This window comes from Faunimonas pinastri, from assembly GCF_900110915.1.
In the GTDB taxonomy this organism is placed as follows: domain Bacteria; phylum Pseudomonadota; class Alphaproteobacteria; order Rhizobiales; family Afifellaceae; genus Faunimonas; species Faunimonas pinastri.
This window is the reverse complement of the sequence record NZ_FOFG01000001.1, coordinates 24,709-41,195: the sequence shown is the minus strand read 5'-3', so window position 1 is coordinate 41,195 and position 16,487 is coordinate 24,709. Positions and strand designations below refer to the sequence as shown.

Sequence of the window (16,487 nt, the reverse complement as noted above, 5' to 3'; positions counted from 1 at the left end):
GATACTGGCGCATCCGGCCACGGCACCAGAGCCGGCGGCCCGCCCTCGACCGGCCAGCCTGAAGACGAGCTCTCATGACCGATGCAGCACAACATGTGTGGATGGCCAACGCGATCCGCGCCCTCGCAATGGACGGCGTGCAGGCCGCGAATTCCGGCCACCCGGGCCTGCCCATGGGCATGGCCGACGTGGCCACGGTTCTCTTCACGCGGCATCTGAAGTTCGACGCGGCCGACCCGCGCTGGCCCGACCGCGACCGCTTCGTGCTGTCGGCCGGCCACGGCTCGATGATGCTTTATTCCGTCCTCCACCTCCTCGGCTACGAGGACATGACGGTGGAAGACCTCAAGCGCTTCCGCCAGCTTGGCTCCCGCACCGCCGGCCATCCGGAATACGGCTATGCCGCCGGCATCGAGCTGACGACGGGTCCGCTCGGCTCCGGCATCGCCACCTCCGTCGGCATGGCGCTGGCGGAACGCGTGCTGAACGCCCGCTTCGGCGACGATGTCGTCGACCACCGCACCTATGTGATCGCCTCCGACGGCGACCTCATGGAAGGCATCAGCCATGAGGCGATCGGCCTTGCCGGCCATCTCAAGCTGAACCGCCTGATCGTCCTCTATGACGACAACGGCATCACCATCGACGGCTCCACGGCGCTGTCGGACTCCACCGATCAGGTGAAGCGCTTCGAAGCGGCGGGCTGGCGCGCGGTGCGCGTCGATGGCCATTCGCCGGACGAGATCGACCGGGCCGTCACGGAAGCGAAGAACAGCGACCGGCCGACGCTGATCGCCTGCCGCACCGTCATCGGCTTCGGCTCTCCCAACAAGGCCGGCAAGTCCTCCGCGCATGGCTCGCCGCTGGGCGCCGACGAGATCATCGCCACCCGCGAGGCGCTGAAGTGGCCGCACGAGCCCTTCCACGTCCCCAACGAGGTCATGAGCAACTGGCGCGACGCGGGCACCCGTTCGCGCGCCCTGCGCGATGAGTGGCAATCCCGTCTCGAAGGCCAGGACGCCGCGACGCAGCGCGAGTTCACCCGCCGCATCAAGGGCGAGCTGCCGGACAATTTCGAGCAGGCCGTGCAGCGCCTGAAGCAGGAACTGGCGGAGAACCCGCCGAAGATCGCCACGCGCAAGGCCTCGGAAGTCGCGCTGGAGCACTTCAACCTGCCGCTGCCGGAGACGCTGGGCGGCTCGGCCGACCTGACGCCCTCCAACAATACCCGGACCAAGGGCCTCGATTCCGTTTCCTCCGACCATTACGGCGGCCGCTACATCCATTGGGGCATCCGCGAACACGGCATGGCCGCGGCCATGAACGGCATCGCGCTGCATGGCGGCTTCATCCCCTATGGCGGCACCTTCCTGGTCTTCGCCGACTATTGCCGGCCTCAGATCCGCCTTTCCGCGCTGATGCACCAGCGCGTCGTCTATGTGATGACGCACGATTCCATCGGACTCGGCGAGGACGGCCCGACGCACCAGCCGGTCGAGCATCTGGCTTCGCTCCGCGCCATTCCGAACCTCATGGTCTTCCGCCCCGGCGACGCGACGGAAACCGCCGAGTGCTGGGAAATCGCCTTCCGCACCCACAACGCGCCGAGCCTGCTCGCCCTGACGCGCCAGAACCTCACGCCCTTTCGCGTGACCTACAGCGGGGAAAACCTCGTGGCGCGCGGCGCCTATGAGGCTGTTGCGGCCGAGGGCGAGGCCCAGGTCAGCCTTTTCGCCAGCGGCTCGGAAGTGGAGATCGCGGTGGAAGCCAAGCGCCTGCTCGACGAGCAGGGCGTGCCGGCGCGCGTCGTCTCCGTCCCCTGCTTCGAGCTGTTCGCCGCTCAGGATGCGGATTATCGCCGTTCCGTCATCGGCAACGCGAAGGTCAATGTCGGCATCGAGGCCGCCATCCGGCAGGGCTGGGACGCGATCATCGGCTCCGACGCCATTTTCGTCGGCATGACCGGGTTCGGCGCCAGCGGCCCCTACGAAGAACTCTACGAACATTTCGGCATTACCGCGAAGGCCGTCGTCGAGCAGACGCTCGGCCGCCTTCGCTCCTGACAAGACACCCGAGGAGAATTTCATGGCAGTTCGCGTCGCCATCAACGGATTCGGCCGTATCGGCCGCAATGTGCTCCGCGCCATCGTCGAATCCGGCCGCACCGATATCGAGGTCGTGACCATCAACGATCTCGGCCCGGTGGAAACCAACGCCCACCTCGTCCGCTACGATTCCGTGCACGGCCGCTTCCCGCATGAGGTGAAGGTCAACGGCGACACGATCGATGTCGGCCGCGGCCCGATCAAGGTGACCGCCGAGCGCGATCCGTCCAAGCTGCCGCATGCCGATCTCGGCGTCGACATCGCGATGGAATGCACCGGCATCTTCACCAGCCGCGACAAGGCCGCCGCCCACCTGACGGCCGGCGCCAAGCGGGTCATCGTTTCCGCCCCGGCGGAGAATGCCGATCTGACGGTCGTCTTCGGCGTCAACGACGACAAGCTGACGTCCGAGCACAAGGTCATCTCCAACGCCTCGTGCACGACCAACTGCCTCGCCCCGGTCGCCTATGTCCTGAACAATGCCATCGGCATCAAGCAGGGCTTCATGACGACGATCCACTCCTATACGGGCGACCAGCCGACGCTGGACACCATGCACAAGGACCTCTACCGCGCCCGCGCGGCGGCCCTGTCCATGATCCCGACCTCGACCGGCGCGGCCAAGGCCGTCGGCCTCGTCCTGCCGGAGCTGAACGGCAAGCTCGACGGCGTGTCGATCCGCGTGCCGACCCCCAACGTCTCGGTGGTGGACTTCAAGTTCGTGCCGGAGCGCGACACCAGCGTGGAAGAGATCAACGCCGCCATCCAGGAAGCCGCCAACGGCCGCCTGAAGGGCATTCTCGGCGTCACCGACGAGAAGCTCGTGTCCTGCGACTTCAACCACGACCCGCATTCCTCCACCTTCGCCCTGAACCAGACCAAGGTGATGGCGGGAACGCTCTGCCGCGTCATGTCGTGGTACGACAACGAGTGGGGCTTCTCCAACCGCATGAACGACACCGCCGTGGCTCTCGCCAAGACGATCTGAACGGGAAAAGCGACATGGCAGGCTTCCGCACTCTCGACGATGCCGGCGATCTCCGGGGCAAGCGCGTGCTTGTCCGGGTCGACGTCAACGTGCCCATGAAGGACGGGGTGGTTACGGACACGACGCGCATCGACCGCGTCGCGCCCACCATCGTCGAGCTTGCCGACAAGGGCGCCAAGGTGGGGCTGCTCGCTCATTTCGAGCGGCCCAAGGGCAAGCGCGTTCCGGAAATGTCGCTGGAGCCCGTGTCGCGGGCGATTGCCGACGTGCTCGGCCGTCCCGTCGCCTTCGTCGACGATTGCGTCGGAACGGAAGCCGAGGCGGCGCTCCGCGATCTCGGCGACGGCGGCATCGTGCTCTTCGAGAACACGCGCTTTCATCCGGGCGAAGAGACCAACGACGCCGGGTTCGCGGCTGACCTGGCCAAGCTCGGCGACATCTACGTCAACGACGCCTTCTCCGCCGCCCATCGCGCGCACGCTTCCACCGAGGCGCTGGCGCACCTGCTGCCGGCCTATGCCGGCCGCGCGATGCAGCAGGAACTGGAGGCGCTCGACCGCGCGCTCGGCAATGCAGAGCATCCGATCGTGGCCGTGGTCGGCGGCGCCAAGGTTTCCACCAAGATCGACCTCCTCGCCAACCTCGTCCGCAAGGTCGATGCGCTGGTGATCGGCGGCGGCATGGCGAACACCTTCCTCGCCGCCAAGGGCGTCCATGTCGGCAAGTCGCTTTGCGAGCACGATCTGAAGGACACCGCCAACAAGATCATGGCCGAAGCCGCCGACGCAGGCACGGCGATCGTCTTGCCGGTCGATGTCGTCGTCGCGCAGGAGTTCAAGGCCAACGCACCGCACGAGACCGTCGGGCTCGATCAGGTGCCGGACGACGGCATGATCCTGGATGCCGGTCCGAAGACGGTCGAGCTGATCGCCGGCTGGCTGGACGAGGCGAAGACCCTGGTCTGGAACGGTCCGCTCGGCGCGTTCGAGCTGACGCCGTTCGACGCCGCCACGGTTGCGGCCGCCAAGCACGCCGCCGAGCTCACGCGTTCGGGCCGCCTGCTTTCGGTCGCTGGCGGCGGCGATACCGTCACCGCGCTGAACCACGCCGGCGTGGCCGGGGACTTCAGCTATATCTCCACGGCAGGCGGCGCCTTCCTGGAATGGCTGGAAGGCAAGCCGCTGCCCGGTGTCGAGGCCCTGAGCCGGAAGTCCTGAACAGGGGCCCCGAACAGGGCCCTGACTAGGACACGGAACAAGAGCCCCGGCAGGAACCAATCCGGGAGGCCTCCGTCAGGTCTCCCGACAATCCGGCGCGATTGCCTGAAAAGCGCCGGAATTGCCCCATGTTGAAGAGGGCTGCCGCCCTTTCCCGGGGCGTTGAGGTAGCATGAGCGAACAGAACGAAACCTCGCCCCGTCTTTTCCTGGTGACCCCGGCCGCGCCGGATCTCGACCTCTTTCCCGACATGCTGGCCGAGGTGCTGGCCGCGTCCGATGTCGCGGCCGTGCTGATCGCGTCCGGCACGAGCGAGGAAGAGCGCGAGGACATCGCCCACGTGCTGGTCCCGATCATTCAGGCGGCAGGCGCCGCCGCCATAATCGCGGACGCTACGCGCGCCGTCGGGCGCTGCAAGGCCGATGGCGTTCATATCGGCAGCGGCCAGGGCGATCTCGCGAACGCCGTCGCGGATTACCAGCCCAGGAGCATCGTGGGCGCGGGCAACATCTCGTCCCGCCATACCGCCATGGAAGCGGCCGAGCTTGGCGTGGACTACATCTTCTTCGGCAAGCCGTACGGGGACAGCCATGCCGAACCGCATCCCAAGGTGCTGGATCTCGCGGCCTGGTGGTCCGACCTGATGGAAGTGCCCGCCGTCGTGATGGCCGGCAACGATCCGCATTCAGCCAAGGCGGCCGCCGAAACCGGAGCCTCGTTCGTCGCGCTGCAAAGCGCGGTCTGGAACTGGCCGGACGGGCCGGAAGCCGCGATCCGCATCGCGGCCGAGGCGATCGAAGCGGCGGATCCAGCCGCCGCATGAACCGTCGCCCGCGCGCCTTCGCCTGCCTTCTGCTTTCCGCCTGCTCCGTCGCTGCGGGCACCGGCCGGGCGCTCGCACAGTCCTCGCTCTCCGACGAGATCGGCAACCGCATCAAGCAGGAATTGAGCCGCCCGGCGCCGAAACCGGCGGTCCCTTCGCGCGCTCTGCCGTCCGCCGCACCGGTCGCCGCCGACACGCCGGAGCGGATCCGCGTCAACCATCCCCGCCTGCCCTCCCCTGTCGACCGCGAGCGCATCGACCAGCGCATCGATCAGGGCATGCAGGCCGCGGGCGCGGACCGGGCCCTCCCCGACCGCGCGTTCGGCGCCTTCCAGCGCGGCTACTTCCTGACCGCCTTCTCCCTTGCCCTCGAGAAGGCGAAGAATGGCGATGCGCCGTCCGAGACGTTGCTCGGCGTGCTCCTGTCGCGCGGGCTGGGCGTCAAGCAGGACTACAAGGAAGCCGCCGGCTGGCTGCAGCTTGCCAGCGACAAGGGCGATCATTCCGCCATGTACATGCTGGGCGAGATGTATCTGGCCGGCCAGGGTGTTTCCAAGGATCCCGCCAAGGCCGCCGATCTGATCCAGAAGGCGGCGGATACAGGCGATCCCGTCGCATTGCGGGAACTCGCCTTCCTGCTCCTGCAGGGCGAAGGCCGCGACAAGAACCCGATGCTGGCCGCCGCCTATCTTCGCCGCGCCGCCGATGCCGCGGACACCGACGCGCAGTTCGCGCTGGCCGGCATGTATATGGACGGCGTCGGCGTGGCGCAGGACCCTTCGCAGGCGGTGCGCTGGTTCAGCGAGGCGGCACGGCGCGGCCATGTCGGCGCACAGGTCGAGTACGGCATCATGCTTTTCAACGGCACCGGGGCGGCCCGGGACGAGGCGGCCGGCGCGCGCTGGCTGATGCAGGCCGCGGCCGCCGACAATCCGGTGGCGCAGATCCGGGTCGCGCGACTGCTCGCCGATGGCGTCGGCATGAAACAGAATTCCTTCGAGGCCGCCCGCTGGTACCTTCTGGCGCGTCAGCGCGGGCTTCACGACGACTACATGGACAATTTCGTCCTGCGGCTCGACAAGGATACGCGGCAAAAGGCGGTCGAAGCTGTTGCACATTGGACGGGCGGATCAGTCGTCGACGTCGCCAAGACACAGAACGGCAACAACCCCGCGCAGCAAAGCTCTGCCCCCGTAGACAAGAAAAGTAATTAGGGCTATACGCCGCCAGCCCGGTCGTGGAGGAGTCCCGGCCCGGGGAGACCAGCATTCCCGGACGCCCGTGATCGCAGAGAGCAAAGGCTTGCCTGCGGACGGGTTTCCGATCGACATAGACCCGGAAAGGACCGGTAAGCGTGCAGATTATCGTCAGGGACAATAATGTCGACCAGGCGCTGAAGGCGCTCAAGAAGAAGATGCAGCGCGAAGGCATCTTCCGCGAAATGAAGCTGCGTGACCATTACGAAAAGCCGTCCGTCAAACGCGCCCGTGAAAGGGCCGAAGGCGTGCGGCGCACCCGCAAGCTGGCCCGCAAGCGCGCGCAGCGCGAAGGTCTGCTGGCGGCTCCGAAGAACCGCGTTCGCTGAATGCGGCTGTTGCCGCTGGCGTAACGAATTGATCAACGTACCGGCAGAAGAGTGCCGTGTGAGGGCGATGCGATGAAGACGATGCTGCGCTCGAAGGCGGTTTTCCTTCGGTCCTTTCCCGCGACGGCCCTGCTGGCGCTGACACTTGCCGCCTGCCAGTCCACCGGCGGCCCGCGCGTCGCGGGGACGTCGATCGACCCCGCAACGGCGTCGCAGGCCAATATCGAGTCGCTCTCGGCCGTGATCGCCCAGAACCCGAGCGATCCGGACGGCTACAATGTCCGTGGCGCGGCCTATGGCCGTGCCGGCCGCTACGGCGATGCCATGCGCGACTTCAACACGGCGCTGCAGCTCAATCCGAACTTCGCGCCGGCTTTCGCCAATCGCGCGCTGATCTATCGCCACCAGGGCAAGGATGCCCAGGCTGTCGCCGATTATGCGCACGCGATCCAGGCCGATCCGAGCTACGCTCCCGCTTACGTCGGTCGCGGCAACATCTATCGCCAGAACAACCAGATGGAGCTCGCGATCGCCGATTATAATTCGGCGATCCAGCAGAACCCCCAGGACGCTCAGGCCTACCATAATCGGGGCCTTGCCTATCAGGCGATGGGGCAGCACCAGAAGGCGATCGAGAACTTCACGACCTCGATCAACCTGTCCCCGCTGAGCGCCGAGCCGTTCAACGCGCGTGGCCTGAGCTATCTCGCGCTGAACGACCCGAAGACGGCGATCGACGATTTCGACGAAGCGCTGAAGCGCGATCGGAACAGCTATCTGGCCTGGACCAACCAGGGTCTGGCCTACGAACAGCTCGGCGATCGCAAGAACGCCTATGCGGCCTTTGCCCATGCCGCGTCCATGAACCCGTCCTACCAGCCCGCCAAGGACGGCGCGGCTCGCACCGCCCCTGCCGGCGGCGGCGCGCAGGGATAAATCCCAGCCATCACGCATCGAGACGATAAGCCGGCGAGCGATCGCCGGCTTTCGTGTTTCTGGTCCGAGGCCCCGCCCCCCTGAAGCCCTGCGCGCAGTGGCTTGGTTCCCACAGTGTCTTTCGTCAGGGTTTCAACGGTCGGTTTCGCTGCTGCCCGCCAGCGTGCCGCTTTCCGCCGCCTCCAGAAAGGTCAATTCATCCTTCCAGAGCCCATGCGTCCAGAGATCGGCGTGGCCGCCTCCCTGGATGACCAGCATGCGCTTGGGTGGGTTTGCCAGTTCATAGAGCCGCCTGCCCTGCGCTGGCGGCACGACGAGATCCTGCGTCCCCTGCGCCACCATCACGGGCGCCTTCACCCCCTTGATCCATTCGCGGCTGCGAAACTGGTCGCGAAGGAGCAGCGCCACTGGCGCCCAGGGGAAGAGTTCGGCGCCGATATCGGAAATGGCCGTGAACGGTGCCTCAAGCACGAGGGCACGCACCTCGCGATGCGCGGCCACATAGGTCGCGATGGCGGTCCCCAGCGACTCGCCATGCAACGCCACGTCCGGGGTGCGCTCCCGCAACCAGTCGAACACGCGGAGTCCGTCGGCGAGAAAGGCCTTCTCGCTCGGCTTTCCGCCGCTCCCGGGATAGCCGCGATAGCTGAGCGCCAGCACACCGTCGCCGCTGGCCGCGATCTCGGCGAAACGTCCGGCGCGGTCGGCAATGGAGCCGGCATTGCCGTGGAAATACAGGATCGTGGGGTGGCCAGGCGCGGCCTGGATGAACCAGGCGAGAAGTTCGACCCCGTCCGCGGCCCTGATGGTGACGGGCTTCGCCTGCGGCAGGCCCGCGACGGCTGGTGACGCGATTCCCCTGCCCGGCGCGAATACATAGGAAGCCTGCCGGACATAGAGGGTCCCGACCGCCGCGCCATAAAGAAGAATGAGGCAGAGGACCAGCCCCAGCAGGATCCGCATCAATGCGTTACATCTCGTCCAGCCATTGGGATTCTGCCTCTTGGCTCAACCCAGGGCAGATCCATCACTCAGCCGTGATGATCAACTGCCGCTTTTTTGCCATCAAGACGCCACGGGTACGGAGCGCAATCGAAGGATCTTCGTTATCCCGCCACTTAAATACGGGAGGTCCTCATGCGTGCACTGAATTACATCGCCCTGATACTGATCATCATCGGCGGGCTGAACTGGCTGCTTGTCGGCGCCTTTTCCTTCAACCTCGTCGATGCGATCTTCGGCGCGGGCAGTGCGCTGTCGCGCATCATCTACGTGATCGTCGGTCTGGCCGCGCTCTACGCCCTGACCTTCTTCCGCTATCTGACGACCCCGGTCATGGTCGACCGTCGCGTCTGAGCGGACGGAAGCATCAAAGAAAAAGGCCGGCTTTCGCCGGCCTTTTTTGCGTCTCAGTCAAACGCCTTGACGATCTGCTCGACCATCTTCTTGGCATCCCCGAACAGCATCATCGTGTTGTCGCGATAGAACAGCGTATTGTCGATGCCGGCATAGCCCGACGACAGCGACCGCTTCACGAACATCACCGTACCCGCCTTCCAGACTTCCAGAACCGGCATGCCGTAGATCGGGGAAGTCGGATCTTCCTTGGCGGCCGGGTTGGTCACGTCGTTGGCGCCGATCACGAAGGCGATATCCGCCTGGGCGAACTCCGCGTTGATCTCGTCCAGTTCGAAGACCTCGTCGTAAGGCACATTGGCCTCGGCCAGCAGAACGTTCATGTGGCCGGGCATGCGGCCGGCGACGGGATGAATGGCGTACTTCACCTCCGCCCCTTCGGCCTTCAGCTTGTCGGCCATTTCGCGAACCGCGTGCTGAGCCTGCGCCACCGCCATGCCGTAGCCCGGCACGATGATGACCTTGGACGCGTTCTTCAGCAGGAAGGCGGCATCGTCGGCCGAGCCCTGCTTCACCGAACGATCTTCCGCGCCGGCCGGACCGGCACCCGCCGTGTCGCCGCCGAAGCCGCCGAGGATCACCGAGATGAAGGAGCGGTTCATGCCCTTGCACATGATGTAGGACAGGATCGCGCCCGAGGAGCCTACCAGCGCGCCGGTGATGATCAGCGCCGTGTTGCCCAGCGTGAAGCCGATGCCGGCGGCTGCCCAGCCGGAATAGGAGTTCAGCATGGAAACGACGACGGGCATGTCGGCACCGCCGATCGGCACGATCAGCAGCACCCCCAGCGCCAGGCTCACCAGCACGATAGCCCAGAAGCAGAGCGCCGATTCCGTCATCACGAAGGTGACGATCAGCACGATCAGCAGCAGGCCGAGCGCCGCGTTGACGAGGTGTCGGCCCGGCAGCATCACAGGCTTGCCGCTCATCCGTCCGTCGAGCTTCAGGAAGGCGATGATTGAGCCGGTGAAGGTCAGCGCGCCGATGGCGACGCCGATGCTCATTTCCACGAGGCTGCCGCGCTCGATCAGGCCGGGTTCGCCGATGCCGAAAGCGATCGGCGCATAGAACGCGCCGGCGGCGACCAGCACGGCCGCGAGGCCGACCAGCGAGTGGAAGGCCGCGACGAGCTGCGGCATCGCGGTCATCGGAATACGGCGGGCGATCACCGCGCCGATGCCGCCGCCGATGGCGAGCGCCAGCACCAGAAGCACCCAGCCCATGCCGTCGGAAGCGGGAGCCGCGACCAGCGTGGTGACGATGGCGATCGCCATGCCGGCCATGCCGAAATGGTTGCCCTGCCGGCTCGTCACGGGATGCGACAGGCCGCGCAGCGCGAGAATGAAGAGAACGCCCGAGACCAGGTAAAGAAAGGCCGCGAAGTCGGGAGAAATCAGGGCCATTTAGCGGTCCTTCTTCTTGTACATGGCCAGCATGCGCTGGGTGACGAGGAAGCCGCCGAAAATGTTAACGCTCGCCAGCAGCACGGCGAAGAAGCCGAAGCCGCGCGCCAGCGCCGTGCCGTGGCCGACGACATCGACGCCGACGGCCAGCAATGCGCCCACGATCACCACGGAGGAGATGGCGTTGGTGACGCTCATCAGCGGCGTGTGCAGCGCGGGGGTGACCTGCCAGACGACGTAATAGCCGACGAAGATCGCCAGCACGAAGATGGACAGGCGGAAGATGAAGGGATCGACAAGGCCGCCGGAGGCCATGTGGACCGCGGCGCCGGCCGCGTCGGCGAGACCGTCCGGCACGCCGCCGGCCAGCGTCGCCGCCTGCTCGGCGGCATGGCGGGCCTGTTCGGCGGAGAGGGCGGCGGCGTCGGCGGCGGCGCGCGCCTGCTCGACGGCCTGGTTGACTTCAATGCTCGCCATCAGACTGCACCTTCCTCAACAACCGGGGCGACCGGAGCCGCGGGCGCGAAGCGCGGATGCACGACCGAGCCCTCATGGGTCAGCAGCGTCGCCGCGGTGATTTCGTCGTTACGGTCGATCCGCAGCGCCTTGGTTTCCTTGTCCGTCATGCTTTCCACGAAGGCGAAGATGTTGCGGGCCAGCAGCGCCGACGTGGATGCCGCCACGCGACCGGCCATGTTGGTGTAGGCGATCAGCGTCACGCCGTCCTTTTGCGTCACCTGGTCGGGCGTGACGCCTTCGACGTTGCCGCCACGCTCGGCCGCAAGGTCGACCACGACCGAGCCTTCGCGCATGGACGAGAGCATCGCCGCGGAGACGAGCTTCGGCGCGGGACGCCCGGGGATCAGCGCCGTGGTGATGACGATATCCTGCTTGGCGATGTGGTCGGCGACCAGAGCGGCCTGCTTGGCCTGGTAGTCGGCCGACATCTCCTTGGCATAGCCGCCGGCAGTCTCCGCCGCCTTGAACTCCTCGTCCTCCACCGCGACGAACTTCGCGCCGAGCGAGGCGACCTGTTCCTTGGCGGCGGGGCGAACGTCGGTGGCGGTCACGACCGCGCCGAGGCGGCGGGCCGTGGCGATCGCCTGCAGACCGGCGACGCCGGCGCCCATGACGAAGACGCGCGCGGCCGGGACGGTGCCGGCAGCGGTCATCATCATTGGCATGGCGCGGCCGAAATGGGCGGCCGCCTCGATCACGGCCTGGTAGCCGGCAAGGTTCGCCTGCGAAGAGAGGACGTCCATGACCTGGGCGCGCGTGATGCGGGGAATGAGCTCCAGCGAGAAGGAGGAAATTCCCGCTTGCGCGAGTTCGGCCAGGGCCTGCTCGTTGCCGAAGGGGTCCATCAGCGCGACCAGGGCCGCGCCGTGTTTCGCGCCGTGAAGCGCCGCCGGACGGCGAACCGCGAGGATCAGGTCGGCATCCGCGAGAACGGCCTCGCGGCCTTCCACGACAGACGCGCCGGCGGTGCCGTAATCGGCGTCGAGGATGCCGGCCGGGCGACCGGCTCCCGCTTCCACCGCGACGGTGGCGCCGGAGGCGATGAACTTCTTCACCGTTTCCGAGGTCGCCGCGACACGCGGCTCCAGAGACGGGTCCTCTCTCAGGACAGCTATTTTCATGGGTGGCCGATTATCCAGCGGTAAGAATGATCAGGATGATGCCGAGCACCAGCATCGCCGCGAGCGGCTTCGCCGTCCCCTTCATCGCCAGGCCGAGGCCCAGTGCGATGCAGCTCAGGATAAGGTGGATGGAGCCGAGCCAGAAGCCCGCCACGCCGCCGAAACTGTAGATGACCAGCGACAGCACCGTGTCGATCGTGACAAGGATGCCGAGCTTGGCCAGCACCAGGAAGGACTCATAGGTCTTCTCGTGCTGGGCATAGTCCATCGGCGCCCCGAACTCGGGCGCCTTCTGCGTTACGTCTCCCGCCATGGTAAACCCCTCGACCGCTGAACAGGGAACATCGGCCTCCGGCTTACCATGACGAGGGAAATTACGGCAATGCGACTCGCCTGAATTATGGAGAGATCGTGGTAAACAACCCCGCTCGGCTACGTCTTACGGGAGCGGCAGGTCGACCTTCCGAAGCGCGGCCGCCTGCCGGGCCTTCACCGCCGACAGCTCGAACGCCTCGATCTCCTCGTTGAAGAGCCGGTAGAAGTTCATCTCCGCCCTGAGGTGCAGGAACACGCCGCCGAGCCCGACGGCCGCCCGGTCCATGAAGACGAATTCGCGCGGAATCGTCACCGGCCCCTTTTCCTTCAGCGCCTGATGCACCTGGAAGGCCTGCTTGCGGCCGTACTCCGCCGGCGAGATCCCCTCCGCGATGGCGCGAACGCGATCTTCCAGGAGCGGACCGTAGATAAACCGCGCCCAGACGTTCAGGATGTCGACGAGGTCGTTGTTGAGACCGCGGAAGCCCCAGCTTTCATAGGCGGCGACAATGCGGTCACGGTCGTTCGTCTCGATGCCGCGATAAAGGTCGATGACGCCCTGCACGAATTCCGGCCGGAAAATGCGGATGCAGCCGTAATCCAGGAGGTTGATGCCCTGTGGGCTTCCCTCGCCGTCCTCGAAGACGGTGTAGTTGCCGAGATGCGGGTCGCCGTGGATGACGGCGAAATGGCAGAAGGGGTGCCACCACGCCCGGAACATGGCGGTCGCGATGCGGTTGCGCTCTTCCAGCGAATGATCCGTGAAATCGAGCAGGCGGCGGCCCGGCATCCAGCTCATGGTCAGCAACCGCCCGGTGGAGAGCTCCGGATAGACATCGGGGACGCGCACCAGGGGCTCGTTGCCCAGGATCTCGCGATAGAGCGCGATGTGCTTGGCCTCACGGCGATAGTCCAGCTCCTCGCGCACGCGTTCGCCGAGTTCCTCGCCGATCTCGCGCGTGTCGATGGCCGAGCTCATGCGCCGGTGCAGAGACAGGATCATCCGGAGCTGGCTGATATCGGCCTCCACGGCGCTCGCCATGTCAGGATACTGCAGCTTGCAGGCGACCGCCGCGCCATCCAGCGTCTGCGCACGGTGCACCTGCCCGAGCGAGGCGGCGGCGGCCGGTTCCTTCTCGAAGGAGCCGAAGCGGCTTTGCCAGCCCGCGCCGAGTTCCGCCATCATGCGCCGCTTGACGAAGACCCACCCCATCGGCGGCGCGTTCGACTGAAGCTGCGCGAGCTCGGCGGCATATTCCGGCGGCACCGCGTCGGGAATGGTGGAGAGCAGCTGGGCGACCTTCATGATCGGCCCCTTGAGGCCGCCGAGGGCGCGCGCCAGCTCGGCGGCATTGTTGCCCTTGTCGATTTCGCGGCCGAAAGCCTTGGCACCGATCATCCGCGCGGCGACACCGCCGACGCCCGTTCCCACCCGCGCATAGCGGGCGATCCGGCCCGTCAGCCTGTTTGCTTCGTCGTCGCGATCAGTCGCCATTCCAACACGTCCTCAAGCGGGCCCGCGACAAAACGGGCGCAACGGAATTGGCCATCCCGAGTTGAACGGGCCGACCATCACCGTCCATATGGAGCGACCAGACCATGCATGCCACCAAACACAGCCTTCCCGCACAAACTCGCAAGGCCATGGTGGGATTGTTGCAGGCCAATCTCGCCGATTCCATCGACCTCGGATATCAGGCCAAGCAGGCGCACTGGAACGTGAAGGGCATGAACTTCATCGCCGTACACAAGCTTTTCGACGAGTTGCACGAGCAGGTGGAAGGCTATGTCGATCTGGTCGCCGAGCGGCTGACGGCTCTTGGCGGACAGGCGGAGGGCACGGTCCGCGCCGCGGCCAAGCAGTCCCGCCTGCCGGAATATCCGCTAGGCCTGATCGAGGCGCACGAGCATCTGGAAAAGCTGAGCGACGCGTTCGCGCTGTTCGGCACCAATGCCCGAAAGGCGATCGACGAGGCGGACGAAGCCGGCGACCAGGGCACGGCCGATCTCTTCACCGAGATCGTGCGCGGGACGGACGAGTCGCTCTACTTCCTGGAATCGCACCTGCAGGGCTGGGTGCCGCCGGCGAAGTAAGCCGCACATCCGTCGCAAAAAGGCCGCGCTCCAGGGACGGAGCGCGGCCTTTTTTTTGTCAGCCTCAGGCGTTCTCGACGGCTTCCAGTTCGTCGATCAGCCCGGAAATGACGGAGAGGCCCATCTGCCAAAAGCCGGGATCGCTCGCATCGAGCCCGAAGGGCGCCAGCAGTTCCCCGTGCCGCTTGGTGCCGCCAGCCTTGAGCAGACCGAAATACTTCTCCTGGAAGCCGCCTTCCGCCTTCTCGTAGACCGCATAGAGAGAGTTCACGAGGCAGTCGCCGAAGGCATAGGCGTAGACGTAGAACGGCGAATGGATGAAGTGCGGGATGTACGTCCAGAACGTCTCGTAGCCCTCGCCGAGCCGGATCGCGGGCCCGAGGCTTTCCGCCTGCACGCCCATCCAGATCTCGCCGATCTGCTCGGAGGTGAGTTCGCCCTCCCGCCGCGCCAGATGCACCCGCCGCTCGAAGGTATAGAAGGCGATCTGCCGAACCACGGTGTTCAGCATGTCCTCCACCTTGCCGGCGAGCATGATCTTGCGCTCGCGAGGGGTGGCGGCCTTGTTCAGCATGGAGCGGAAGGTCAGCATCTCGCCGAAGACGCTGGCGGTCTCGGCCAGCGTCAGCGGCGTCTGCGCCATCAGGAGGCCCTGGTCGCCGGCCAGCACCTGATGCACGCCGTGGCCGAGCTCATGGGCAAGCGTCATCACGTCGCGCGTGCGGCCCTGGTAGTTCAGCAGCACGTAGGGATGGACGGACGGCACGGTCGGGTGCGCGAAGGCGCCCGGCGCCTTGCCCGGGCGCGTCGGCGCGTCGATCCAGTTCTGGTCGAAGAAGCGGCGGGCGATCGCCGCCATCTCCGGCGAGAACTGGCCGTAGGCGGAGAGCACCGTGTCGCGCGCCTCGTCCCAGCCAACCAGATGGTCGCTGGTTTCCGGCAGCGGCGCATTGCGGTCCCAGTGCTCAAGCTGCTCCTTGCCCAGCCAGCGCGCCTTGATCGCGTAATAGCGGTGTGACAGGCGCGGATAGGCGTCCTGCACGGCGCTGACCAGTGCGTCGACGACCTCGCGCTCGACCCTGTTGGCCAGATGGCGGGCATCGGCCACGTCGGTGAAGCCGCGCCACTGGTCGGAAATCGACTTGTCCTTGGCCAGCACGTTGGTGATCAGCGAGAACGTCCGCAGCTCCGACCGGAAGCCTTCCGCCAGCGCGTCGGCCGCCTGCTTGCGGCGGTTCTCGTCCGGGCTCACCATCTGGTGCAGCGTCGGTTCCAGCGTGAGTTCCTGATCGCCCACCTTGAAGCGGAGCGAGGACAGCGTCTCGTCGAAGAGACGGTTCCAGGCGCCGCGGCCGGTCACCGACTTTTCGTGGAAGAGCTGCTCGATGCGGTCTTCAAGCTGGTGCGGTCGCTCCAGCCGGAGATCCTCCAGCCACGGCCGGTAGGCCGCAAGCGCGGGGGCCTGCATGCCCGCGTCCAGCGCCGCGTCGTCCAGCCGGTTCAGTTCCAGCGCGAAGAAGAGCAGCTTGGTGGAGATCGTGGTCAGGCGGTCCTGCAGGTCGCCGTGGAACTTGGCGCGAACCGGATCGGTGGTGTTTTCCGCATAGACCAGCCCGGCGAAGCTCATCAGCCGGCCGAGGATCTCCTCGATCGCTTCGAACCGACGGATGGCAGCGGCCAGTTCGTTTCCACCATCGGAGCCGGCGAGGATTTCCGCCAGCCGGCCCTTGTAGGCCCGCTCGAAGGCCTCGGCATCGGCGGCCGCCCGTCCGAGGTCTTCCTTCACTTCGCCGGCGTCCATGCCGGGATAAAGATCGGACAGGTTCCATTCCGGCAGAGCGCCGAGTTTCTGGCTGTCGGGACTCATGCGGACTGCGCCTTCAGACACTCCAAAACTCCTTCACAACCCGTTTCCCCGGATAGATGGCCGCCGGGCGCGGCTCTTCAACCAAATGCAACGAAGTT

Annotated in this window: 16 protein-coding genes; 9 read left to right on the top strand and 7 right to left on the bottom strand. The window is 66.3% G+C overall.

All coding sequences use genetic code 11. The features are described 5' to 3' along the window. The first annotated feature begins 74 nt into the window (after nt 1–74). From tkt to BMY25_RS00145, 7 genes are all read left to right on the top strand, one after another. Entirely contained in the window at nt 75–2,063 is a 1,989-nt protein-coding gene (tkt, locus tag BMY25_RS00175; RefSeq protein ID WP_092494579.1) for a transketolase, read from the top strand. 22 nt (nt 2,064–2,085) lie between these two features. Beyond that, complete coding sequence (gene gap / locus BMY25_RS00170) at nt 2,086–3,093, top strand: type I glyceraldehyde-3-phosphate dehydrogenase (RefSeq protein WP_092494578.1); 1,008 nt, start codon at nt 2,086–2,088, stop codon at nt 3,091–3,093. Between the two features lie 14 nt (nt 3,094–3,107). Continuing rightward, nucleotides 3,108–4,310 (top strand): phosphoglycerate kinase, encoded by a 1,203-nt coding sequence (locus tag BMY25_RS00165; RefSeq protein WP_092494577.1) that lies wholly within the window; start codon nt 3,108–3,110, stop codon nt 4,308–4,310. A 172-nt stretch (nt 4,311–4,482) separates the two neighbouring features. After that, nucleotides 4,483–5,133, top strand: a complete 651-nt coding sequence (locus BMY25_RS00160; protein WP_092494576.1) for a thiamine phosphate synthase — start codon at nt 4,483–4,485, stop codon at nt 5,131–5,133. Beyond that, on the top strand, nt 5,130–6,347 hold the full coding sequence (locus tag BMY25_RS00155; protein ID WP_092494575.1) for a tetratricopeptide repeat protein: 1,218 nt from the start codon (nt 5,130–5,132) through the stop codon (nt 6,345–6,347). Before BMY25_RS00160 ends, BMY25_RS00155 begins: the two co-directional genes overlap by 4 nt. Before the next feature lie 140 nt (nt 6,348–6,487). Next, nucleotides 6,488–6,718, top strand: coding sequence for a 30S ribosomal protein S21 (gene rpsU / locus BMY25_RS00150; RefSeq protein ID WP_092494574.1), 231 nt, complete (start codon nt 6,488–6,490; stop codon nt 6,716–6,718). Nucleotides 6,719–6,790: 72 nt separating this feature from the next. Continuing rightward, nucleotides 6,791–7,654, top strand: coding sequence for a tetratricopeptide repeat protein (locus tag BMY25_RS00145; RefSeq protein WP_092494573.1), 864 nt, complete (start codon nt 6,791–6,793; stop codon nt 7,652–7,654). A gap of 132 nt (nt 7,655–7,786) precedes the next feature. Here BMY25_RS00145 and BMY25_RS00140 read toward each other — a convergent pair whose 3' ends face one another. Continuing rightward, on the bottom strand, nt 7,787–8,617 hold the full coding sequence (locus BMY25_RS00140) for an alpha/beta hydrolase (protein WP_092494572.1): 831 nt from the start codon (nt 8,615–8,617) through the stop codon (nt 7,787–7,789). A 174-nt stretch (nt 8,618–8,791) separates the two neighbouring features. On the opposite strand from BMY25_RS00140, the gene BMY25_RS00135 reads away from it, so the two are divergent. Continuing rightward, nucleotides 8,792–9,010, top strand: a complete 219-nt coding sequence (locus tag BMY25_RS00135) for a DUF378 domain-containing protein (RefSeq protein WP_092494571.1) — start codon at nt 8,792–8,794, stop codon at nt 9,008–9,010. A 53-nt stretch (nt 9,011–9,063) separates the two neighbouring features. Here the strand turns inward: BMY25_RS00135 and BMY25_RS00130 are convergent, their stop codons facing one another. From BMY25_RS00130 to BMY25_RS00110, 5 genes are all read right to left on the bottom strand, one after another. After that, the gene (locus BMY25_RS00130; RefSeq protein WP_092495111.1) at nt 9,064–10,464 is read right to left on the bottom strand and encodes an NAD(P)(+) transhydrogenase (Re/Si-specific) subunit beta; all 1,401 of its coding nucleotides are present in this window, start codon (nt 10,462–10,464) and stop codon (nt 9,064–9,066) included. Nucleotides 10,465–10,473: 9 nt separating this feature from the next. After that, entirely contained in the window at nt 10,474–10,950 is a 477-nt protein-coding gene (locus BMY25_RS00125; RefSeq protein ID WP_092494570.1) for an NAD(P) transhydrogenase subunit alpha part 2, read from the bottom strand. Beyond that, nucleotides 10,950–12,113: a Re/Si-specific NAD(P)(+) transhydrogenase subunit alpha gene (locus tag BMY25_RS00120; protein ID WP_092494569.1), complete on the bottom strand. Its 1,164-nt coding sequence runs from the start codon at nt 12,111–12,113 to the stop codon at nt 10,950–10,952. Before BMY25_RS00120 ends, BMY25_RS00125 begins: the two co-directional genes overlap by 1 nt. A 10-nt stretch (nt 12,114–12,123) precedes the next feature. Next, on the bottom strand, nt 12,124–12,426 hold the full coding sequence (locus BMY25_RS00115) for an aa3-type cytochrome c oxidase subunit IV (RefSeq protein WP_092494568.1): 303 nt from the start codon (nt 12,424–12,426) through the stop codon (nt 12,124–12,126). Between the two features lie 126 nt (nt 12,427–12,552). Further along, nucleotides 12,553–13,923, bottom strand: a complete 1,371-nt coding sequence (locus tag BMY25_RS00110; protein ID WP_092494567.1) for an ABC1 kinase family protein — start codon at nt 13,921–13,923, stop codon at nt 12,553–12,555. Nucleotides 13,924–14,027: 104 nt separating this feature from the next. On the opposite strand from BMY25_RS00110, the gene dps reads away from it, so the two are divergent. Then, nucleotides 14,028–14,522: a DNA starvation/stationary phase protection protein Dps gene (dps, locus tag BMY25_RS00105; protein WP_092494566.1), complete on the top strand. Its 495-nt coding sequence runs from the start codon at nt 14,028–14,030 to the stop codon at nt 14,520–14,522. A 64-nt stretch (nt 14,523–14,586) separates the two neighbouring features. Here the strand turns inward: dps and BMY25_RS00100 are convergent, their stop codons facing one another. After that, nucleotides 14,587–16,389 carry a M3 family oligoendopeptidase gene (locus BMY25_RS00100; RefSeq protein WP_092494565.1) on the bottom strand — a complete coding sequence of 601 codons (1,803 nt, stop codon included), beginning with the start codon at nt 16,387–16,389 and terminating at the stop codon, nt 14,587–14,589. Nucleotides 16,390–16,487: the final 98 nt, after the last annotated feature.